22 protein-coding genes are annotated in these 22,602 nt (G+C 36.8%); 15 read left to right on the forward strand and 7 right to left on the reverse strand.

The features are described 5' to 3' along the window. Positions 1-152: 152 nt before the first annotated feature. Together OWO01_RS06505 and OWO01_RS06510 are read right to left on the reverse strand one after the other, a co-directional pair. On the reverse strand, positions 153-2,429 hold the full coding sequence (locus OWO01_RS06505; protein WP_268779628.1) for a ribonucleoside-diphosphate reductase subunit alpha: 2,277 nt from the start codon (positions 2,427-2,429) through the stop codon (positions 153-155). Positions 2,430-2,957: 528 nt separating this feature from the next. Then, positions 2,958-3,200, reverse strand: coding sequence for a YuzB family protein (locus OWO01_RS06510; RefSeq protein ID WP_268779651.1), 243 nt, complete (start codon positions 3,198-3,200; stop codon positions 2,958-2,960). Between the two features lie 216 nt (positions 3,201-3,416). On the opposite strand from OWO01_RS06510, the gene OWO01_RS06515 reads away from it, so the two are divergent. Beyond that, a complete protein-coding gene (locus OWO01_RS06515) occupies positions 3,417-4,067 on the forward strand; it encodes a helix-turn-helix transcriptional regulator (RefSeq protein ID WP_268779629.1) in 651 nt (216 codons plus the stop codon). Positions 4,068-4,504: 437 nt separating this feature from the next. On the opposite strand, the gene OWO01_RS06520 is transcribed toward OWO01_RS06515, so the two are convergent. Then, positions 4,505-4,930: a helix-turn-helix domain-containing protein gene (locus OWO01_RS06520; protein WP_268779630.1), complete on the reverse strand. Its 426-nt coding sequence runs from the start codon at positions 4,928-4,930 to the stop codon at positions 4,505-4,507. A 133-nt stretch (positions 4,931-5,063) separates the two neighbouring features. On the opposite strand from OWO01_RS06520, the gene OWO01_RS06525 reads away from it, so the two are divergent. The 3 genes from OWO01_RS06525 (at position 5,064) to OWO01_RS06535 (ending at position 6,759) form a co-directional block, all read left to right on the forward strand. Next, complete coding sequence (locus OWO01_RS06525) at positions 5,064-5,345, forward strand: dsRNA-binding motif domain-containing protein (protein WP_268779631.1); 282 nt, start codon at positions 5,064-5,066, stop codon at positions 5,343-5,345. A gap of 100 nt (positions 5,346-5,445) precedes the next feature. Further along, positions 5,446-6,267, forward strand: a complete 822-nt coding sequence (recX, locus tag OWO01_RS06530) for a recombination regulator RecX (RefSeq protein ID WP_268779632.1) — start codon at positions 5,446-5,448, stop codon at positions 6,265-6,267. 153 nt (positions 6,268-6,420) lie between these two features. Beyond that, positions 6,421-6,759: a YrdB family protein gene (locus tag OWO01_RS06535; protein ID WP_268779633.1), complete on the forward strand. Its 339-nt coding sequence runs from the start codon at positions 6,421-6,423 to the stop codon at positions 6,757-6,759. Positions 6,760-6,807: 48 nt separating this feature from the next. Here the strand turns inward: OWO01_RS06535 and OWO01_RS06540 are convergent, their stop codons facing one another. Both OWO01_RS06540 and OWO01_RS06545 read right to left on the reverse strand, forming a co-directional pair. Beyond that, the gene (locus OWO01_RS06540; RefSeq protein WP_268779634.1) at positions 6,808-6,939 is read right to left on the reverse strand and encodes a YpzG family protein; all 132 of its coding nucleotides are present in this window, start codon (positions 6,937-6,939) and stop codon (positions 6,808-6,810) included. Positions 6,940-7,384: 445 nt separating this feature from the next. After that, a complete protein-coding gene (locus tag OWO01_RS06545) occupies positions 7,385-8,371 on the reverse strand; it encodes a metal-dependent hydrolase (RefSeq protein ID WP_268779635.1) in 987 nt (328 codons plus the stop codon). 175 nt (positions 8,372-8,546) lie between these two features. Here OWO01_RS06545 and mutY point away from each other — a divergent pair, with 175 nt between their 5' ends. The 4 genes from mutY (at position 8,547) to OWO01_RS06565 (ending at position 12,853) form a co-directional block, all read left to right on the forward strand. Next, positions 8,547-9,632 carry an A/G-specific adenine glycosylase gene (gene mutY, locus OWO01_RS06550; RefSeq protein ID WP_268779636.1) on the forward strand — a complete coding sequence of 362 codons (1,086 nt, stop codon included), beginning with the start codon at positions 8,547-8,549 and terminating at the stop codon, positions 9,630-9,632. An 88-nt stretch (positions 9,633-9,720) separates the two neighbouring features. After that, a complete protein-coding gene (locus tag OWO01_RS06555; protein WP_268779637.1) occupies positions 9,721-9,939 on the forward strand; it encodes a gamma-type small acid-soluble spore protein in 219 nt (72 codons plus the stop codon). Between the two features lie 202 nt (positions 9,940-10,141). Further along, complete coding sequence (gene ntdP / locus OWO01_RS06560; protein WP_268779638.1) at positions 10,142-10,672, forward strand: nucleoside tri-diphosphate phosphatase; 531 nt, start codon at positions 10,142-10,144, stop codon at positions 10,670-10,672. Positions 10,673-11,086: 414 nt separating this feature from the next. Continuing rightward, complete coding sequence (locus tag OWO01_RS06565) at positions 11,087-12,853, forward strand: ABC transporter ATP-binding protein (RefSeq protein WP_268779639.1); 1,767 nt, start codon at positions 11,087-11,089, stop codon at positions 12,851-12,853. Between the two features lie 101 nt (positions 12,854-12,954). Here the strand turns inward: OWO01_RS06565 and OWO01_RS06570 are convergent, their stop codons facing one another. Next, the gene (locus OWO01_RS06570) at positions 12,955-14,028 is read right to left on the reverse strand and encodes an FUSC family protein (protein WP_268779640.1); all 1,074 of its coding nucleotides are present in this window, start codon (positions 14,026-14,028) and stop codon (positions 12,955-12,957) included. A gap of 668 nt (positions 14,029-14,696) precedes the next feature. After that, complete coding sequence (locus OWO01_RS06575) at positions 14,697-15,992, reverse strand: glutamate-1-semialdehyde 2,1-aminomutase (RefSeq protein WP_268779641.1); 1,296 nt, start codon at positions 15,990-15,992, stop codon at positions 14,697-14,699. A gap of 250 nt (positions 15,993-16,242) precedes the next feature. Between OWO01_RS06575 and OWO01_RS06580 the strand changes: the two genes are divergently transcribed. The 7 genes from OWO01_RS06580 to tnpA all read left to right on the forward strand — a co-directional run bounded on the left by OWO01_RS06580 (position 16,243) and on the right by tnpA (position 21,677). Continuing rightward, positions 16,243-16,638, forward strand: coding sequence for a potassium channel family protein (locus OWO01_RS06580; RefSeq protein WP_268779642.1), 396 nt, complete (start codon positions 16,243-16,245; stop codon positions 16,636-16,638). 56 nt (positions 16,639-16,694) lie between these two features. Next, positions 16,695-17,165: a thioredoxin-dependent thiol peroxidase gene (gene bcp / locus OWO01_RS06585; protein ID WP_268779643.1), complete on the forward strand. Its 471-nt coding sequence runs from the start codon at positions 16,695-16,697 to the stop codon at positions 17,163-17,165. Positions 17,166-17,388: 223 nt separating this feature from the next. After that, on the forward strand, positions 17,389-18,339 hold the full coding sequence (locus OWO01_RS06590; RefSeq protein ID WP_268779644.1) for a D-2-hydroxyacid dehydrogenase: 951 nt from the start codon (positions 17,389-17,391) through the stop codon (positions 18,337-18,339). A gap of 4 nt (positions 18,340-18,343) precedes the next feature. Continuing rightward, positions 18,344-18,907: a cob(I)yrinic acid a,c-diamide adenosyltransferase gene (locus OWO01_RS06595; RefSeq protein ID WP_268779645.1), complete on the forward strand. Its 564-nt coding sequence runs from the start codon at positions 18,344-18,346 to the stop codon at positions 18,905-18,907. 234 nt (positions 18,908-19,141) lie between these two features. Then, on the forward strand, positions 19,142-19,573 hold the full coding sequence (gene perR, locus OWO01_RS06600) for a peroxide-responsive transcriptional repressor PerR (protein WP_268779646.1): 432 nt from the start codon (positions 19,142-19,144) through the stop codon (positions 19,571-19,573). Between the two features lie 487 nt (positions 19,574-20,060). Continuing rightward, a complete protein-coding gene (locus tag OWO01_RS06605) occupies positions 20,061-20,930 on the forward strand; it encodes a nucleotidyltransferase-like protein (RefSeq protein ID WP_268779647.1) in 870 nt (289 codons plus the stop codon). Between the two features lie 315 nt (positions 20,931-21,245). Beyond that, positions 21,246-21,677 carry an IS200/IS605 family transposase gene (gene tnpA, locus OWO01_RS06610; RefSeq protein WP_268779648.1) on the forward strand — a complete coding sequence of 144 codons (432 nt, stop codon included), beginning with the start codon at positions 21,246-21,248 and terminating at the stop codon, positions 21,675-21,677. Positions 21,678-22,602: the final 925 nt, after the last annotated feature.

The raw sequence follows: 22,602 nt of genomic DNA on the forward strand, positions 1-22,602 counted from the left end.
ATCTTCCTCCTAAAAAATTACCTTAGCAAAAAGCCATGGATACGAGCAAATCGTAAAAGTCGCGAACAAATCCGGGAGAACGCGAGCAAATGAGAAAAGTCGCGGCCCCGCATCCCCTGAGTAACCACCCAGTCCCTTTTTGTTCAATCTAATTAGCTATGACATGCTTCACATTCTTCAATTTCAGTTTGCGAAGTACTTCTTACATAATAGGTTGTCTTTAATCCGTTCTCCCATGCTGCTACATGTAAGTTTAACAATTCTCTTGCCTTAATGTCATGACGAACATAAAGGTTAAAACTAATGCCTTGGTCCACGTGGCGTTGACGTTTGGCATTTTGCTTAATACTCCATACTTGATCGAGGTCGTGACGGGCACGGCGATAATAGTTATAAGTCACATGATCCAGGTCAGGTGCTGTTACTTTGAATTTGAAGTTCTTTTTCTCTTCTGCATACTCTACAGCGTATAATGGATCAATGCCATCTGTCGAACCGCCAATTTTAGCTGTCGAAGAGTTTGGTGCAACAGCCATTAGCCAACCGTTTCGAATTCCAGCGCTTGCAACATCTGCTTGTAACTGATTCCAACGATCACTCGTGTAATTTCGACGTTCAAAATAGCGACCAGTTTCCCATTCAGAGCCTTCAAATTGAGAATACGCTCCTTTTTCTTTTGCTAGTTCCATTGAAGCTTTGATCGTGTAATAAGCAATATCTTCATAAACTTTATCGGCATAAGCAACTGCTTCATCAGACTCCCAATGAATGCCTTCTAATGCTAATAGATGATGCCATCCGAATGTACCTAATCCAACTGCTCGATATTTTTTATTCGTCGCTTCAGCTTGTCCAACACTGATGGTGTTAAGATCAATGACGTTATCAAGCATACGAACTTGCACACGTACTAGACGATCCAAAACATTTGCACGAACTGCTTTTGGTAAATTAATAGAAGATAAATTACAAACAACAAACTCACCAGGTTTTCGAACGATGACAATATTTCCGTCTTCATCTTGATACTCTCGCACAATCGTCGTTGGTGACATGTTCTGAGCAATCTCCGTACATAGATTACTAGAGTAGATCGAAGTACGCCCAATACCACGTCCATGTTTATTCGGATTTTGACGATTTACTTCATCACGGTAGAACATATATGGTGTACCAGTTTCTAATTGGGCAACCATGATTCTGGCCATAACATCCATCGCACGATATGTTTTTCGTGGTAACAACGGATGGTTCACTGCTTCCCAGTATTTATTGGAAAAATATTTCTCGTCTGTTTCATCATAAAAATCTTCAAGACCAAGTGGATTGCCAGCTTCATCTTTCCAACCCATCACTTGTTTTACTTGATGTGGGCAAAAGGTGTGCCATTCGCCAATGCTTTTTCCGTTTTCATCAGTTACTTTTAATTGTTCCATGAACAAATCAGGAATTGATACACCTGTGAAAATATCATGCGCTTTTCTTCGCTCGTCACCATTGTTTGTCTTTAAATCCAGAAAGCCGTTCATGATATCTTTATGAAAAATATCTAAATAAATCGCAACAGCCCCTTGTCGCTGTCCTAGTTGATCAACACTAACTGCAGTATCATTTAATAGTTTAATCCAAGGAACAACACCAGAAGAATTGCCTTTAAATTTCTTAATATCTGAACCTAAAGCACGGACTTTTCCATAATAAACACCGATACCACCACCGTCTTTACTTAAACGTGCGATATCCCAGTTGTTTAAATAAATACCATCCAATGAATCATCAACCGTATCAATGAAACAAGAAGAAAGTTGTCCATAACTCTTCCCTGCATTGGAAAGTGTCGGTGTAGCTACTGTCATATATAAATTACTCAATGCCCAATAAGCTTCTTTTACTAATTCCAGACGTTGCTCAGGAGCTTCATTTTGCATTAACCTCATTGCAATAACCATAAATCGTTCTTGTGGTAGCTCATACAAATTTTTGTCGTGATCTCTTGCTAGATAACGATCAGCTAATAAAAATAGACCAATATAATTGAATAATTGATCGCGCTCTGAAACGATTTCAGCTTCTAATAAATCAATTTGTTCTTTCGTATAGTGATCGAACAAATCATTGCTGTAAATCCCTTTTTCTATTAAGACTTCTATTAAAGAGTAAAAACCTTGGTATTTCTGCAAGGGATCGTAACCACGATTTTTTGCTGCTTCTTGATAGAGTTCTTCTAAATAGAAATGGGCAGAAACAAACGTCCAATTCGGTTGATCCATAGATATACGATTTAACGCATAAAACAGTGCTTCCTCATTAAAAGCTTGTTCTGAGACTGTAGTTTCTCTAATTTTTTCTTGTAATACAGAAGTATCCACTTGATATTTTTCACCAAGTTCCTCTAGTTTCGTGGTGATTGAATTAATAGTAGTAAGCATAAATAAATCCTCCTAAAATATATATGGTTCCATATTCATTATGTAGGTCATGTTGGATAAAAACACTATATATTGTTGTTTGGTGTGTATAGTATAACTATATATAGTATTCTAAATGATGATAGTCTATTTGTAAATCAAAAGATATTTTTATGTATAAAAAGTTTAAAAACATTATCTCAAGGTTTAACGGAAAAACATATAGGAAATATCTACTATAATTAGAACTAATCATCGAAGTAGTTTTATCGATTTTTTGCTACATTTGAAACAGGTTTTGAAATGTTGAATCTAGAAATGAATGAAGTTCAATTGAGGTCTACAAACAGAGAAAAGGCTGTAAAGAAAGAAGTCAAAGAGCAATGCCATGAAGCGAACCAACAGAATGATATCAAACAGTAGATAGTGAAGTATTGAGCAAAATCTCAATAAAAAAGTTACTGAAAAGAAATAATGCCAGTATTATTTGGTGTATTGTGGGAAATGATAAACACCAAGCATTTCCAGATCCAAATGCTTGATGTTCGTTTAAAAATTTGCCAATTCTGCTTCAATGTATTGTCGAATATTCGTTAAGCAATCCTCTATTGTATTTCCTTTAATCCGTTTACCGTTCACTAAAGCAAATGGTCGTAATCGACACAATCCACAAAATGATAAGCAATCAGTAATTAAAACGGATACTTCCGGATATTCTGACTCCAATAAGTTTTCTATGTCTATCGTTTTCAGCAAATTACTCTCACAAATTTCTACAAGGATAATTCCAATACTGTCCACGCTCCTATCTGAATATGTTATACTAAAAATATAAGTATATAGCAAATATTATGTTATAGCGGTTCGCAGATAGATGAAATGGGAATCTTTTCACGCCTAATTATGAACAAAAAATAAACTTTGTAGACATTTAATTATAAAAATAAAGTTTGTTATTTACTTCACAAACTTTATTAGGTAATATAGACCTAAGGGTAGGTGTTGGAAATGGTGAAGGAGATGTCAACTCGTCAAGCGATTTTAGAACTTTTGAAAAAAAAGAAAGAACTTTCTGTTAGTGGCCTAAAAAAACACTTGGACATTACAGAAATGGCTGTAAGAAAACATTTAGTCAAATTGGAAGGTGAGCAATTAATTAGCTCGCGCACAGTTAGACAACCGATGGGTCGCCCGGTCATTTTTTACATGCTAACAGATAAAGGGGAAAAATTATTCCCGACAAACTATGACAAAGTAGCGGTTGAGATTCTACAAGACATTCAAGAAAGTATGGGCGATGAGGCGATCGATACTTTATTTGAAAATCGAGAAAAAAGAATGAGAAAGAAGTATCTTCGTCGTATTTTTGAAGATGATTCACTAGCAGAGAAAGTGCAACAACTGGTAGACGTACAAAATGAAAATGGTTATATGGCTGAATTTGGAGAAAACAACGAGCGTACTACTGGTGAAGAAGTAGAAGTCTGTTTTGAACAATTTAATTGTCCAATTGCTGCTATTGCTGATCGCTATGAAAAGCCATGCAATTGTGAATTAGAATTGTTTAAAGAAGTGCTAGGTACGGATGAGATAGAACGCGTAGCTTGCATCGCTAAAGGTGGGAAAAGTTGCAAGTATGTTATACGCGAAGGCAAATGATAGATTAATAGCCATTATTTTATTTTTTCATAAATAAGTAGACCCATATACGAAATTGTGTGGGTTTATTTTTGTAGGTAAAAAAATAATAAGAAGCTATATTTTGTAAGGGGCTACTGGTGACATGCGAATACTTGTCCTATCACGCTATAGCGTGACACTTTCCATAGGTAAAACGCCAGATGACCATTCATGTCATCTGGCGTTTTACCTATGGGAAAGCAACTGTTATACTAAAAATTCTTTTGTATGTATTGAAAGATAGAACACATAAAATGTTACTTTATCCAGAACAGTTGTCTGTATGACTTCCACTTCAAAAAATATCTTATTTAGAAACATGAAATCGAGTATTCAAATGATCCAACAGCCTTTAGGGCTAAAATCATTAGAGAATCCCTTAAAAAACACACGGATTGAGTTTTACTTTAGTATCATCATAACCGCTCTATTTCTGTGGTAGCAGTTTTTAATATACGTTGAACACTTTTCTGGCGCTTTACAGGTAAATCAATCATTTGTAAGATTTGTTCCTTAACAAGCGGATTTTTTATGAGATAATCAATAATTTTCATCATGTTTTCATCTGTTTCTAGCGTTGGATTATTTTTCGTTGAGTATAATTGTTGAAAATCACTTAATGTTTGCTCATCATTAGAATAGATTCCGAGTAATTGATCAAGCGACTGTTGAAAGAGCGAGCTTAGCTTCAACAGAGCAGGAAGATCCGGTAAAACATCTTCATTCTCCCACTTAGCAATCACCGATCGAGAAATATTTAATTCCTCTGCAAGTTTCTGTTGTGTCCAATTGTTTTGTTTTCGATAGTATTTTATATTCGTTGCTAATCGATTTGTGTTCATTTAATATCACTCTCTATCTAGTTATATGAGTAATCCTAACATGTTTTTAAATAGTTCGTGGAATTTGTTTGTTCTCCTAGTGAACATATAGTAAAATAATCCTTATAAGAACAAACAAAGGAGTGTTAAGATAATGATTGGCTGTTTCATTTTTTCCGCAAAGGAACACGCACTACATTCAGAAGTAATGGGGAATCTAAATGACAAGTTCACCTTGTTGGATATTGTTCACCAGTTAGATTGGCTTACCGTTTATGTGAAAATTGAAAGTAAAGTTCCGGTTTGGCAATTCGTGTTAGAATTAGAATTGCAAGATATGATTACTGCTTATGGTTTTGGTGAAGAAAAGCGCCAAGCGAAGAAAGACGCTTTGCGGGTACTACGCAAAAGATTAGAATATATAGATATCGGTTAATTTGTTCGTTAATGCATCCTTGTCTCAATAAAGCAATTTCGACTCTGCCTAGGAGAGAGAACTTAGCCTTCTCCAGTCATCAAACAACTACAAGAGAGAGGTGAATATTTTGCCACAGGTTACTAGGATTACCAAACAAAAAAGAAATAATCAACGCTACAATGTTTTCTTAAAACAAGGTGATAAAGAAATTTATGGCTTTAGTGTTGAAGAGAATACGTTAATAGAAGAGATGATTCGTAAAGGACAAGAACTAGATCAACCAACGATTGATGCCTTGCTTTCCAAAGACACGATTCACAAAGCTTATTCTTTAGCATTAATTTATTTAGGTCATCGCATGCGATCGGTCTTTGAAATGAAGCAATATTTGATGAAAAAAGAGATTGATCCAGAACACATTGAAGAAATTATTAATCGTTTGCTAAAAGAGAAATTATTAGATGATGAGGCATTTGCTCTTGCCTTTGTTCGGACAAAAGTAAATACTACAGTAAAAGGTCCATTACTGATTAAGAAAGAGCTACAAGAAAAAGGAGTTCATGAGAGTGTTGCAGAAACTGCTTTAGCTGATTTTAGCAGAGAGGATCAATTAGAAAAAATAAACAAATGGTTGGTTAAAGAAGCGAAAAAAACAAACCGACAATCACATCAACAAAAAATAATGAAACAAAAACAAGGGCTAATGCAAAAAGGTTTTTCGCATGCAGTCATAACAGAGGCATTGGAACAGTTCAAGCAAGTAAAAGACAATCAAGAAGAATGGGCTGCTGTTATTACCCAAGGGAAAAAGATTTTGCGAAAACAGTCAAAAAAGTGGCAAGGTTATGAGTTGAAACAAAAGGTAAAAGCCTCGCTGTATCAAAAAGGATTTGGAATCGAAGAAATTGATCGGTTTATTCAAGAATATCTCGAAGAATAGAATTATTTTTCTTGTAAATTAATCTTCCCGTAAGTATTAACAAAGGGAAAAAATGATCAATACTAAGAATAGGGATAAAATAATTTGAATAGATACGTGTAAGAGAATTTTCGGTTTTTCGAAACCAAGATGAGTGGGAGGTAAGCGTTCATTATGATTATACTGCAATATGCCAATATAATATTACGGTTTCTACTAGAAATATGCGGATTAATAGCCCTTGGTTATTGGGGGTTTCGGGTTGGTAATGGTTATACAATGAAGATACTGTTCGGCTTTGGAATACCAACATTCATTGCTATGGTATGGGGTTTTTTTGGCTCACCTAATGCAAAGATTCACTTATCAACGATCTCTCATATCCTGTTAGAAACAGTAATTTTTGGACTTCCCGCACTCGCACTATATGCTTCTGGCCATCGTCGTTTGACTTGGTATTTTGTGACTTGTGTAATCATAAATCGACTCTTACTTCTATTATGGAAACAGTGAGAACGTAAAAATACAATGGAGCACCACAATTTGTGGTGCTCCATTAATTTACATTCGTTTTTTGGTGTCTACCTTGATAATTTTCTGTGTTTGACTTGCCTCTGTCTCGCCATTCACTTGATGTGAAGCGTGTTTTGGTTTGGCACGTGGTGATTGAAATGGATTTTGATCTGTTTTCATCGTCATCATCCTTGTAATCGTGGTTGGTTGAACTTCATCAATTATCAAGTATTTTATTTGTGCACATTTTTCTGTGCACTCCTAGTATGACCCGAACACTGCTGAATTATGTGGAATTGCAGAAACTGTTCAATAAGTTTCTCAAACCCTAAGAACAGACGGCTTTTTCGTCTTTCGATACCTTAACGCGATGCTCGTCAAAAATACTTCTTGCCGGCTGACCTCTAATTACCACCGTTTGAAAACGCACTACGGGTACATATAGAATTTATCCCGGAGCAACCGTCCGTAAGACTCCCCCTTCAAAACAACGACAATATCAAGTTGTTTAAGTGGGAGTAACAAACGCTAGCACCTCGAATGGTTCAAGGGCCTTTAGGTCATCCTTTAGGGCTAACAATCAGTGGGGGAATAACTAAAAACCCCCACTGTTTGAAGTTTCACTTTATTGATACTTATCTTCAATCAGTAATTTATCCTGCAATTTTTGTTCAGAAAAAACCCATCCGGTATAAGAATTTAAGATCCTTTGCCGATCATCTATCTGAGCGACAGCAATAAATGGGTAGTGATCTTTCGAACGGTAGCGGAGGTCAATAAAACGAACCTCTGTATAATCATCGTACTCCTTTAATTCCCACCTGTACACCGGTGAAAAAGACAAAAATGCAGCGATATTTTTATCTTGCCTAGCTGTAGCCATTAATTTATTATTGGGTAATGGTTTACGATCAAATTGATCAACAATTTGAATGTTTCCATCAATCGCTCGCGCAACATAAAAACTATCTTTTGTTGTGATGGCCAACCGCCAGATGTTTTGTTTAATGGTAGGTGAAGTAACAATTCCTTCTACTTCCCCATAAAATATGCGTATTTTACGTTCCAATACTCTTTTTTGCCAGTAACGCTTAAGGTAATAAAATACCAAAAGAAAATAAATGATTAAAAAGGTTATTGCAGGATTAGCCCCTAACATCCAAAAAACAAAACCTACGACATGGGCTCCAAATATAATTGGATCAAAGGTATTAATAAACCCATGAGCTATCCATTTATTCGAGAATGGTCGCAAAGCTTGCGTACCATATGCATTGAATACATCAACAAATACATGGATGGAAACAGCTAATAACACCCACAACCATAAGTTTAGGAATGGTATGCCTGGAATGATTAGATAAAGTAGCATCGGAATAATGAGTGACCACAAAAGAACAAGCGGTAGAGAATGTGTAACTCCACGGTGATGGCGCAGATAAAGCGCATTGCTCCGTAATTTAAGAATGGTATCAAAATCAGGTGCGTGTGATCCAATAACTGTTCCAACAACTACAGCACCGAATAGTGCAGGGTTTTGCTGAACCGCGGGATCAAGCGTTGCAATTCCACCGAGTGCAACTCCCATTGCAATATGGGTTCCGGTATCCATCTTAGCCTGCCCCTTTCATGTTATAATGTTCTATTGGAACAACTGTTTTTCAAAAAAATCATAGTTGTTAAAGACACCTATAGTTATTAGTAGCCATTTTTGCCTAAGATTAAACTAGTTCCCACGTTATTATTATGTCCCATTCATTATTACATAGTACAAAGGGTGATATCAATTGAAGCATTTAGAAGTAAGTGAATTTTTACAAAATTTTAATAAAGAGCTTTTTGAATCCAATTTAATTGATTGGTTTCAGGATCAAAAACGAGATTTGCCATGGAGAATGGATCAAGATCCGTATAAAATTTGGGTGTCAGAAATTATGCTACAGCAAACACAAGTAGAAACAGTTATCCCTTATTTTGAACGTTTTATCAATAAATTCCCTACGCCTCAAGATTTGGCTAATGCTGATGAACAGGAGGTATTAAAAGCTTGGGAAGGTTTAGGATATTATTCTCGTGCAAGAAATTTACAATCAGCTGTAAAAGAAGTGTCCGAAAAATATGAAGGAAAAGTTCCAAAAACTCCTGAATTATTAAGTGAATTAAAAGGTGTAGGACCGTATACGCTAGGGGCAATTTTGAGTATAGCTTATGACATGCCTGAACCAGCAGTGGATGGAAATGTTATGCGTGTAATGAGTAGGGTATTGAGTATCGAGGATGACATCGCGAAACAAAAAACAAGGAAAATCTTTGAAGCGGTACTACGTGAAATCATCTCCTCAAAAGATCCTTCCAGTTTCAATCAAGGATTGATGGAATTAGGGGCATTGATTTGCAAACCCAAAAATCCGAACTGCTCGATATGTCCAGTTCAAAAACATTGCCGAGCTTATCATGCTGGTAAACAAACGCAATTACCGATCAAGTCAAAAGCAAAAAAACAAAAAACACACGCGTATTATGCTGTTGTTCTTATGAATAAAGATGGAGAGGTCTACATTGAAAAACGTCCCAATGAAGGTTTGTTGGCGAATTTGTGGCAATTTCCCATGATTAATAAAAGTGAGATAGACTTTGATTATTTATCTGCATGGCTAGAACAGACGTACCCGATAACTACTTTTGGATGTAAAAAGCTCAGCCCGGTCAAACACGTTTTTTCTCATGTGATTTGGGAATTAGAGGTCTATCAGTTTGTCGTGGACGTGAAGGAAGTGGAGGGAGTAGTAGGACGATTCGTTTCCGAACAAGATCTAACGGCATATCCTTTCCCGGTTTCACACCAGAAAATCATCTCACAGTTATCATTTTAAGAAAAAATCTAAAGGAACAAAAAAATAAAAAAATTTAGAATAAGGTTTAGGGATTTGGTTACATTAATGTTTGTGGAGGTGATATGAGATGGCAAAGAGAAACAACAACAACAATAACAACAACCAAAACAACAACAATAACAACAACAACAACCAAAACCCTAGCCAAACAAACGCGCAAGAAGTAAGACGTCAAAACCAACAAGCAGCACAAGGTCAAGGGCAGTACGGAGCTGAATTTGCTTCAGAAACAGACGCACAAGAAGTAAGACGTCAAAACCAACAATCTCAACAAAAAAAGCAATAAGTGTATCCTAAATAAGTAATATCGAAAAGGCTCTTGCTAAATAATGCAAGAGCCTTTTCACGTGGTTTCATCATGCATTTTTGTCTTTATTTTTGTTTTTTCATCATTTTGTTGATCATTTTTCACCGATGCTTTAAAATATTTTCATTTGTAGCAAATTAAAGTTATAATATGAATGAGTTCACAAAGAGAGGGAGATAGGATGGCTGGCCCACAACCAGGATTACCCATGCAAATCAAAAGTTATAAACATAATGGTCAGCTCCATCGCATCTGGCAAGAAACAACGGTACTGAAAGCAACAAGTAAGAGAGTGATTGGAGCGAATGACAAAACATTGGTGACGGAAAGTGATGGTCGTTCATGGATTACACGTGAACCTGCAATCTGTTTTTTCTACACAAAACATTGGTTCAATGTGATTAGTATGTTGCGTAATGACGGGATACATTATTATTGTAATATCAGTTCACCATTTGTTTACGAAGGGGATGCCGTTAAATATATTGATTATGATCTAGATGTAAAGGTCTTTCCAGATATGACGTATACATTATTGGATGAGGATGAATACGTCATTCACCGAAAAGAAATGAATTATCCGTGTGTGTTAGATTCTATTCTGAAGAATAACATCGATGAGTTAACGTATTGGATTCGACAGCGAAAAGGGCCTTTTTCACATGATCAAGTGGAGCAACTATACGAACTATTTTTGACGTATCGCTCGTAGCTATCAAAGATCGAACAGGAAAACCTTGTTATCTTAGCAAGGTTTTTCTTTATTAGCATAAGTGTTTTGTTGATCTGCCAAGAGTTACCAGCTTATCCCGAAGTAACCGTTCGTAAGACTCTCAATTCAAAACAACGAGAATATTAAGTTGATTAAGTGGGAGTAACGGACGCTAGTACCCCGAAGGCTTCAAGTGTCTTTAGATCATCCTTTAGGGCTAGCAATCAATGGGGAAAAACCTAAAACCTCACTAATTGAAGTTTCACTTTATCGCAATATTTTTCGGTGTGTCTTTAAATAGATGCAAAAGATTTTCTAGTATGAATAGTAGGGTCTGATGGTTGACAACCGTTCGCTTGTCACCATCAAACCCTTACAAAATTGTTTTTAATGTAATGGATGTGAGGTGAATCAATGGATAGTATAAAAAGATATTTAGGTTTTGTAAAGCCGTACAAAGGTAGAATTCTCTTAACCATTTTGATTGGTATTGTAAAATTTGGTATACCACTACTCATGCCACTGCTTATTCGGCATATTATTGATAATATTATTGGGGCAGACGATTTAACACAGACAGAACAACTTCAGGAATTATTTCTTTTAATCGGTTTTGCTTTTGTTATCTTTGCTGTGTTGCGTCCTCCGGTTGAATACTTACGTCAATATTTGGCGCAGTGGGTAGGAAATCGAGTTCTCTATGATATAAGAGAAAAACTATTTGGTCACATTCAAAAACTTAGTCTAAGGTATTATTCCCAATCAAAAACAGGGGAAGTTATTTCCCGTGTGATTCATGATGTGGAACAAACAAAGAATTTTGTTATGACGGGGTTGATGAACGTATGGCTTGATATGACGACAATCCTTATTGCCCTAGTCATCATGATTAATATGGACCTTTGTCTGACGATTATTGCTGTTGCTCTATTCCCTTTATATGCAGTGTCTGTGAAGATATTTTACGGACGATTACGTAGACTAACAAGAGAGCGATCCCAAGCATTGGCTCAAGTTCAAGGACATTTACATGAGCGAGTCCAAGGCATTTCTGTAACTAGAAGTTTTGCACTGGAAGACTATGAACAAGATCAATTTGATCATCATAATAAAAACTTCTTAAATCGAGCATTAGACCATACCGAATGGAATGCAAGGACATTTGCGGTAATGAATACGATCACCGATTTAGGCCCATTGCTTGTTATTGGCTTTGCTGGTTATTTTACGATATCAGCAGGTTTATCCATTGGTACGATGGTGGCATTTGTGAATTATATGGAACGGGTTTATGCTCCATTACGACGTTTAATGAATTCCTCTACAACACTTGTTCAATCCATTGCGTCGATGGATCGTGTCTATGAGTTTATTGATGAGGATTATGACATTAAAGATAAAGAGAACTCTTTATGGTTAGACAAAATAGATGGATCCGTCTCTTTCCGGGATGTTTCCTTTCGTTATGAAGAGGGAGAGGAAATGGTATTACAGAACATCAATTTAGATGTCAAGCAAGGAGAGACAATTGCATTAGTTGGAATGAGTGGTGGCGGGAAATCAACGATTATCAGTCTAATTCCACGCTTTTATGACGTGACATCTGGATCGATTGAAATTGACGGTACAGACATTCGAGATGTTCAAGCAAGGTCCATCAGAGATAAAATTGGCATGGTCCTACAAGACAATATTTTATTTAGTGAATCCATTGCGATGAATATCCGAATGGGAAACCCTGATGCAACAGATGAAGAAGTGATCGCCGCAGCAAAAGCGGCCAATGCCCACTCGTTTATCAGCGAACTTCCTAAAGGATATGATACGATGGTTGGTGAGCGTGGTGTGAAATTATCTGGTGGTCAAAAACAACGGATTGCCATTGCTCGTGTTTTCTTGAAGAACCCACCGATTCTTATTCTTGATGAAGCAACTTCTGCTTTGGATTTAGAAAGTGAACATTTAATCCAAGAAGCATTAGAGAAGTTGGCTTCCAATCGAACGACATTTATTGTCGCGCATCGCTTGTCTACGATCACCCATGCGGACCGTATTATTTTAATAGAAAATGGCCGTTTAGTAGAGCAAGGTACTCATAAAGAACTAATGCAACAAAAAGGTGGTTACTATCATTTATATCAAGTACAAAAGCTAGATGATCCAACCATTATAGAAAAATAAACAAGCAGGAACGATGTTAGCTAACATCGTTCCTGCTTGTTTTGATTGCAAAATCAATGACAAGTAAATCCCTTGACAAATGTCCTTTCACTAAGCACGCTTTACCTTTCTCTTTTTGGTAGTATTTCAAGTTTTTCATTGTTGTAGTATTTTTCGTAACTGTGTAGCAATGTTTGAAGATGAATGAGTTCATGATGATACTCACTTAATGCGGTAGCAACCGATAAAAAGATATAATGTTCCGACTCATTGGATTGATAAAGTTCAATTAAAGATCCAACTAAGTTAATAATCGCGGGTTCTGAAATATATTCAATCGGATCTTTGTTTTTTCGTTTGATTCGTCTCATGTAGCCTAATAAAAGTTGTTCATGTGCATGTATTAGTTGGTCAATTTCTTTCACAAGCAAACTCTGCAACTCGTCAGGAATTAACGCTGTCCGATTATCCACTCGTTGAATGGCCTTTAAAACGAAAAAACTTTTACGAGAAGTAAGAGTTAGTTGACGGAATACAACGAGCTTTCGCGTTTTTGGCAAACGATTCTTCTGAAGGTATACACGTTCTTGGGAAAACAACAAATAAATTTCATCCATACGGCGGACATCTTTTTGAATCTGATTTATTTCTTTCTTTAAGGATGGATCGTCAGACATATGTCTTGTGGTTACACGAAGCCATTGTAATATTTCACCAGTAGTTTGTTCGATATGCTGAAAAAGCGTCGTTTCGTATTTTGGTGGCAAAAACAACAAATTGACGATAAAAGCTGAAAAGATCCCGAGCATAAGAGAAGAAAAGCGTAATAATGCAAATTGATATACTTCCATTTGTGTTGTTTCCATTACAGATATAACAGCGATTAATGCGATAGATACAGTACTTCGCTCCATCTTAAGATAAAGACAAATTCCTATAATGACCGTAACAGTAAAACCAACAACAAACGGATCAGTTCCGAATGAATATGCCATCAATGTTGCTAAACTAACACCAATAATATTTGCTTGTAATTGATTGATAATTGTTTTAAACGATTGATAGATGGACGGCTGTACTGCAAATACAGCAGCAAATCCCGCAAACACATTCGAAGGAAAGTTGAGTAAGCTGGCTGCATAAAGAGCAAGCGCAACTGCAAGACCAGTTTTTAACATACGTGCGCCTAATTTCATAATTCGTGGCGTTGAGCGCCATCCCTCCTTAAAAGAACTTGAAAATCATAATCGTTTTTCCTAAAGCTGTCGGTGAGGCCTCTGTTTAAAAACCATTGGAAATGCCTCATTGTTTACAGTAGGGATAAAGTGAAACTTTAATCAGTGGAGATTTTTTAGTTATTCCCCCACTGATTGTTAATTGAACCATTCGGGGTGCTAGCGTCCGTTACTCCCACTTAAACAACTTGCTTTTCTTATTGTTTTGAAGTGGGAGTCTTACGGACGGTTGCTTCGGGATAAACTTATATTTATTCAGGAATACTTCAAGGACTTTCGATCATTCACCCGATCAACAATTGGTTGGAAGATCTGAAGGTCATATGAAGTTTTATTCTTTATTTCTAATCTTTATCCCTCTATTTCCGATCTCTTTTCCTTTTAAACAATTAGGATGCTATCCCCTGAAAACAAAAAGAACCTTTTCGTGTGTGATTCACGAAAAGGCCAAGTTCTTCATGCTTTGAAGGGAAGTCATACAAATTGACAAATAAAAAGCATGAGTTGAAAAATAAATTTCAACGTAAGCATAGCACATTTCCAAAATAGAATCAATTCTAAATTTAATAAATATTCAAAATTGTGTATAAAATAGAGAAAATAATGATTAGGTACTAATTCTTTGCCAATTAACGGATACTCATTTGTTTGAAAGAGTGATCAACTGCTTCCAAAGTTTTGTCAATATCATGCTCTGTATGGGCAATCGTTAAAAACCAAGCCTCATATTTCGAAGGCGCTAAATTAATACCTTGTCTTAACATGAGGTGAAAGAATTTTCCGAATTGAACGCTGTCAGTTTGTTCTGCTTGCGCATAGTTTTCAATCGTTTTATCTGTAAAATAAACGGTTAAGGCTCCTTTCAGACGGTTGACAGTTACAGAAATAGTATGTTTTTTTCCTAAAGCCAATATACCTTTTTCTAATTTATGTCCTAATTGATCTAGTTTTTCGTAGATGCCAGGTTGTTGAAGTATCTCTAAACAAGCAATTCCAGAAGACATCGATGCAGGATTCCCAGCCATTGTTCCAGCTTGATAAGCAGGGCCTAAAGGAGCAACTTGTTCCATAATTTCTACTTTCCCACCATAAGCACCGATCGGTAATCCCCCACCAATCACTTTTCCTAAAGCAGTTAGATCTGGTTCAACCCCAACTAGCTGTTGAGCGCTTCCATAAGTGAATCGGAAAGCCGTTATTACTTCATCATAGATCACTAATGCTCCGCTCTCATGAGTTAAGCGATTAACTTCTTCAAGAAAGCCTGGCTTTGGTTCGACGATTCCGAAATTACCGACAATCGGTTCTACTAAGACAGCGGCGATTTGATCTCCCCAGATTTTTAGCGCTTCTTCATACGCGTTGATATCATTAAATGGTACGGTAATAACTTCTTGAGCAGTTCCTTTTGTTACCCCGGCTGAGTCTGGGTTTCCTAGTGTAGAAGGACCAGAGCCTGCTTGAACAAGCACAATATCACTGTGGCCATGATAACAACCGGCAAACTTAATGATTTTCTCGCGACCTGTATACGCACGAGCAACTCGAATCGTTGTCATCACTGCTTCTGTTCCAGAATTAACGAAGCGCACTTTTTCTAAGGAAGGAATTGCTTCTTTTAACATTTTGGCAAAAGTATTTTCTAATGCAGTGGGCGTTCCAAATAATACGCCGTTTTCTGCGGATTTTGTAATTGCTGCCGTAATATGTGGGTGGGCATGTCCGGTAATGATCGGACCATAGGCACCTAAATAATCGATATATTTATTTCCGTCCACATCCCAAAAATAAGCACCCGCCCCTTTTTCCATATAAACAGGTGTGCCCCCACCTACTCCTTTATATGCGCGAGATGGTGAGTTTACCCCTCCGACAATATGGTCTAGTGCCTCATTATGTAATGCAATTGATTTTGTGAATTCCATCGTTTTCCCTCCATTATATATCTTTGTAAATAGTATAGCATTGCCGAGAAAAAATAGAAAAGTTTGCTATTGGTTTCTTAATCCTGGAGCAATCGTCCGTAAGACTCCCACTTCAAAACAACGAGAATAAAATATTTGGTTATCACTTTCAGGTAGTCTCGTATAATAGTAATGGACGAGTTTTGGTTAGAACGGAGGGAAAAACATTATTGCATTCATTTCGATTTTTTTAATTTTGGCGTTATTAGGGATGAGTTTACGTTCATTTATCTTTGAACAAGCTCACAAGCGGAGTTATTTTTCCTATGAATTATTTTATTCCCTTGTCGTTGTGTACTTTACCGTTATTGTAGCATTTGGGATGCTTTATTTTATTCTTTCCTTACATGAAGTTATTTTGGTTCAGTCAAATACGGAAACGCGAGCGCAACAGTCTTTTCTCTCTCTATTGATCGATTGTTTGTACTTTAGTGGGGTAACTTTAATGACAGTAGGTTATGGAGACATAATTCCTGTTGGATGGGGGAGGTTACTAGCATTAACACAAGCAATGATCGGTTATTTATTACCAACAGCGTTTTTTTTGAAAATCATTTTAAAAGAATCTTATCTGAATGGAGTGAAAAAAGAAGCAGATGATTTGTGAATCGATACTCCTTTCGGTAATCTAAGACTATACAAGTATGTGGGAGGAATGTTCGAATGACAACAAAAATTGGACAAAAAGTACCAACTTTTCCTGTTCTGACGAGTGAGGGAAAAGAGGTATCATTGGCAGATTTTCAAGGAAAAGCTATTGTACTTTATTTTTACCCGAAAGATAATACACCTGGTTGCACAACGCAAGCTTGTTCGTTCCGTGATGATTATGAAAGTTTTGCAGATCTTAATGCTGAAATTATTGGTGTTAGTCCTGATTCTGCGACGAGCCATCAAAACTTTAAACAAAAGCACGATCTTCCTTTTACGTTGATTGTAGATGAAGATCACCAATTAGCGGAGGCATTTGGAGCTTGGATATTAAAGAAAAAACCCGATCGTGAGTATTATGGCAATGAACGAGCTACCTTTATCATAGATAAAGACGGTATTATCCGGGAAGAGTATCGTAAGGTTAAAGTGGATGGTCATACCGAAGAGGCCCTTCAGTTTATTCGAGAACATCTACAATAAGGGAGTTTGTCTTGTGCTTTATCCCGGGATAACCGTCCGTAAGGTTCCCGCGTCAAAACAATTGAGAATATCAAGTTGTTTGCGTGGGAGTAACTTGCGGTTCAGGTCATCTTTTAGGAGTAATGATTAGTTGGGGAAAACTAAAGTCCCTACTGATTGAAGTTTCACTTTTAGCTTAGAACAATTATAATAGAAATAGAGCGCAGTAAAGTGGGGTATTATTATGTTAGTATTGTCAACAACGACATTAACACCAGAATTGCAAAGCAAGTTAACAGAAGCTTATCAAGATCTTACTTTTCAATTCACGGAAAATATTGAACAAGCACAACCATATTTATCGGAAGCAAGCATAATTATTACGTATGGTGAAGATTTAACAGATAAGCATATCGAACGCGCGACTCAGTTGAAGTGGATTATGGTTATCTCAGCCGGAATGGATCAAATGCCATTTGAAGCGATCAAAAAAAGAGGGATACAGGTTACGAATGCTCGCGGGATACACCGAATTCCAATGGCTGAGTATGCAATCGCCATGTTTCTTCAATTGTACCGAAAGCATGAGGTGTTTTTAGATAAACAAAAAGCTCGTGTTTGGGACCAGTCGGTGGCCACAGAAGAAATCTCCTACCGGACAATGACGATTATCGGAGCTGGAGCAATTGGTGAGGAACTTGCTAGGATAGCCAAAGCATTTCATATCAAGACAATTGGTGTTTCGAATCGAGGGCGAGAGAAGCCTTATTTTGATCAGATATATCAGACGAAAGATACATTGATAGCAATAGAAGAAGCTGATTTTGTTGTATCGATTTTACCTAGCACTTCTGAGACGAAAGGTTTTTATCAGGCGGAACATTTCGAGACAATGAAGTCCTCAGCAATCTTTCTTAATATGGGTCGAGGTGATGCGGTAGAAGCAGAAACAATAATCGAGGCGCTTGATCAAGAGCAAATTTCACATGCAGTACTTGATGTGTTTGAACAAGAACCATTACCAGAAGACCATCCATTGTGGCGACATGAAAAAGTAACCTTAACGCCGCATATCTCTGGAAAATCATCAAATTATCTTCCAAGAGCAATGGCTATATTTGAAGAGAATTTAGTTTCCTTTCTAAATGAAGGGCAGTTTACGGTTAATGTAATTGATCCGAATAGGGGGTATTAAATTTATGAGCATTTATACACGTACTGGTGATGCAGGTGAAACGGGGTTAATTTCAGGTGTTCGTGTAGCGAAGAATGACCAGCGTGTCGAGGCGCTTGGAACTTGTGATGAAGCAAATGCGGCAATAGGAGTGGCGATCAGTCATATTGATCAAGGATTAACATGGTCATTATCAGAACGGAAAAAATTTCTTGTTTGTATGGAGCGTATACAAAAGTCTTTATTCCACATTGGAGCAGAGCTTGCTTCTCCTGGTGAAGGCATGTCGACTTGTTCTGTGACAGAAACGCACGTATTAGATATCGAAAAAGATATTGACAAATGGGAAGAAGAATTACCAGAGCTTACGAAATTTATATTACCATCAGGACACCCAACGGCAGCATCCCTGCACCTAGCAAGGACGATTGTTCGTAGAGCAGAACGTGTAGTGGTAGGGATGAAAGGCGAAGTAACAGAATCGATTCTTCCTTGTTTAAATCGTTTATCGGATTTATTGTTTGTTGCTGCTCGATATGTCAATCAATTTTGCAGCCATCAAGAAAAAACATTTGAAGCAAATGAATAAAGAAATCAGAACTTAAGTTTACCTTTACGTTCCCTTGCTTAAAAGTTTTTCTAGGTTTGTAGTACTTTTATTGACAAAATGTTTATTTAACGGTTACACTAATTATAAGCATTATAATGTAAGAATTGAAGTTAACCAATAACTAAACTTAGTTTATATGAAGAATTAATGAAGGCTTTGTCGGTAATAGTAAGACAACTAGAGTAACTTCTATTGGAAAGTGAGGTGGATGGCATGAGTGAAGACAAGTTACAAGAAGCGATAGGAAGATTGAAACACGCCTCCGTTCGGATAACCCCCCAACGTCATGCGGTGTTAGATTTCCTGATTAATGCCAAGTCACACCCAACAGCTGATGATATTTATAAGGCATTAGAAGGAAAGTTTCCAAACATGAGTGTAGCAACTGTATATAATAATTTACGTGTTTTTCGAGAAATTGGATTGGTTCGTGAATTGACATACGGAGATGCTTCTAGCCGTTTTGATTATAATACATCAAAACACTATCATGTTATTTGTGAATCATGTGGAAAAATTGTTGATTTTGATTATCCAAGCTTGGACGAAGTAGAGTCCTTGGCTGAAAAAGTTACAGGATTTGAAGTAAGCCATCACCGGATGGAGATTTACGGTACATGTCCTGACTGTAAAACAACGCATTAAATAGAACGCCCTTTTCGAGCGAATACTCGAAGGGGTGTTTTTATTTATCCCGGAGTAACCGTCCGGAAGACGTACACTTCAAAACAACGAGAATATCAAGTTGTTTAAGCAGTAGTAAAGGCCGAATGGTTCTTTAGGTCATCCTTTAGAGTTAACAATCAGTGGGGAGAATACTAAAAACCTCTACTGATTGAAGTTTCACTTTATCTGTTTGTCAGGTGTTCTAAGATTGTTGTTGTGATAATATAAGTATTGTTTATATCGGAGCAATCGTTGGCAACGCTCCTGTTTCAAAAAAACTAGAAAGTTAAAGGTAATCCAGTGGGAGTGAAGAACGTTAGCAACCCGAAGGATTCGGGTAACAATTCATGGGAAAATGCCTAGTAATCCCAGCTAACTTTGTCTATAATAGCAATTTTAAAAAGGAATTTAGCATAGTTTGTCGAAAATGTATTATATACAAGAAGACTGTATAGGAGATGAGTTCGTGGAAGATTTATTACGACCAATTTACCAAGAGCGAGCAAGTGATTCGAACACCCTTGGTATCATAATGATGGAAAGAAAAGTGAGTATCAGTCCAATTACGGATAACTTTGATGTGATTTTGTTAGTTATTGTATCGTCAGCAAATGAGCCATGGTTTGTAAAGCATTATCAAATGCAAGAAAAAACAGCTGCGATGCATATCGTTGAAGAATCACAATTGAATTATTGGATGGATACAGGGTTCTATCGTCGTATTTTGGAATGGGTAACTAACGGCCAAGTCCTGTTTGATCGAAATGAATATGTGAGTAACTTAAGATTAAACGTAGAAGACTTTCCAGAGAAAAAACGTGAATTACGAATGGCAATTGAATTTGCAAAGTTAACGAGAAGTTATCGGGAAGCAAAGCAGTTGTTTGCAGGTGGACATACTTTGGATACTTATAATAAAGTATTGAGTTCGTTACATAGTTTAGGGAGATTAGCGATTATCGAAAAAGGATACCACCCTGAACTTGTCGTGTGGAGTCAGCTGAAACGAATTGATCCAGCGACCTATAAGTTATATGAAGAATTATTGACAAGTGATGAGGAAATGGAAAAGCGACTAGAACTTATGTTATTGGCAATTGACTTTGCGATTAGTGGTCGCACTAAGGTAGCCTCGAAACATTTATTAGACGTAATGCGTACCAAAAAAGAAACGTGGGCCTTTGGAGATTTGAAGATTCACCCTAGTGTAGAACCTTATCAATTGGATTTAAGCATGATGATGGATTATCTAATAGAAAAGAATTTTATTCGTGTGGAAAAATTGGAGACAAAAGGTAAAGGTGTTTGTCACCTTCAATATCAGGTGAATGAATAGAATAATATATTATAGAAGTTAAAAAGCCTTGAATGCGTTTTTCAGGGAGTTTGGTTTCTGTCATGATAATAAGCTATTGCAATGAATGCTATAAACTGAAACTTCAATCAGTCGGGGTTTTAATTTTTTCCCCACTGATTGTTAACCCTAACGGATGACCTAAAGACTTTGAGGGTTTCAAAGGAGCTAGCTTCTATTGTTTAGGTAAACAACTTTAATTTCCAAAAGCGTGGTCATACTCCACCGTCTTTAGACGGTATCCGCTTTTAGCCTTATCTTTTGATGTCCATACTTAAGGTACGAGGTGAAAAAAGTATGGATGGATATAAAAAGAACAGTCATGCAGTGTATGATATTAAGTATCATGTGGTCTGGGTAACCAAATATCGATACAAAGTATTGTACGGCCAAATTGCGATAAGTACGAAAGAGTTAATCAGACAAGGTTGTGAAGCAAAAGGAACCACCATTTTGCAAGGAAGTGTGGGAAAAGAACATATATATTTATTGTTATCATGTCCACCTAGCCTAGCCCCGAGTAAAATTTTGCAATATTTAAAAGAAAGGTCATCAAGACTGCTTCAAGATCAATTTCCAGAATTGAAAAAGAAATATTGGGGTCAACATTTATGGGCAAAAGGTTATTTTTGTGCCTCGGTTGGCAGGGTTGATGAAGAAACGATTAGAAATTATATCGCAAAGCAATCGAGTGAAGAAAAGAACGAAACATTTCGGATTGAAGAATGAGTTTAGTCCAATTAAAGGTTGCTTCAGCATCTGATCTTTAAGATGACTTCAGTCTTAACAACGACTTTAGTCGTCGACATTCATGTCCAAATCCACCTGCTTGAGCAGGTGGTCGTTTAAGTTTCTCTATATGTTGAAGTGAGAGTTTTACGGACGGTTGCTCTGGGATAAATTAAGATCTTCTATATATTATTTGGATTAAGGAAGAGAAAATAGCGATTTGTTAAGCTATTATTCTCTTCTTTTTTTCAGTAAATGATAAAATCCGTTTAGCTACGGATAACTTTTCGGAACAGATTTATAGCTGCGTTCAGCCCCGAACGCCAAAACTAGACAATTTCACGAAGCAACCTTTGATAAGTCATCAGCGGTTCGCAAGCAAAATGTGATTCCTTTATCTTGATTGATTTGCTCCAGTTGCTACGTTTTCGACCGACGCTCTGCGCTTTTGTGCTGTAAAGATTTGTTCGACGAAAAAAGGAAGAGTAATGGGATAAAGTGAAACTTCAATCAGTGTGGTTTTTTAGGTACGCCCCACTGATTGTTAGCCCTAAAGAATGACCTAAAGGCCTTTGAACTATTCGGGGTGCTAGCGTCCGTTACTCCCACTTAAACAACTTGATATTCTCGTTGTTTTGAAGTGAAAGTCTTACGGATGGTTGCTCCGGGAAAAAAAGTATTGACGTCTGATTTGAAATCATGTTATATTGGTTAACGTTGCTTGAGCGATTGAATTTATTGATTGACATGATATTGATGATTATGTTATATTAGTAAAGTCGCTTTAAAGCGAAGCCGTTACAAAAACTTTCAAAAAAAGTTGTTGACTTTAGTAATTGGCTGTTATATAATTTAAAAGCTGTCGCAAGCGAAGGCAGTAACATTTGATCTTTGAAAACTGAACAAAACAACCAGTATGTTAAGC

The organism is Natronobacillus azotifigens, assembly GCF_026805325.1.
In the GTDB taxonomy this organism is placed as follows: domain Bacteria; phylum Bacillota; class Bacilli; order Bacillales; family Amphibacillaceae; genus Natronobacillus; species Natronobacillus azotifigens.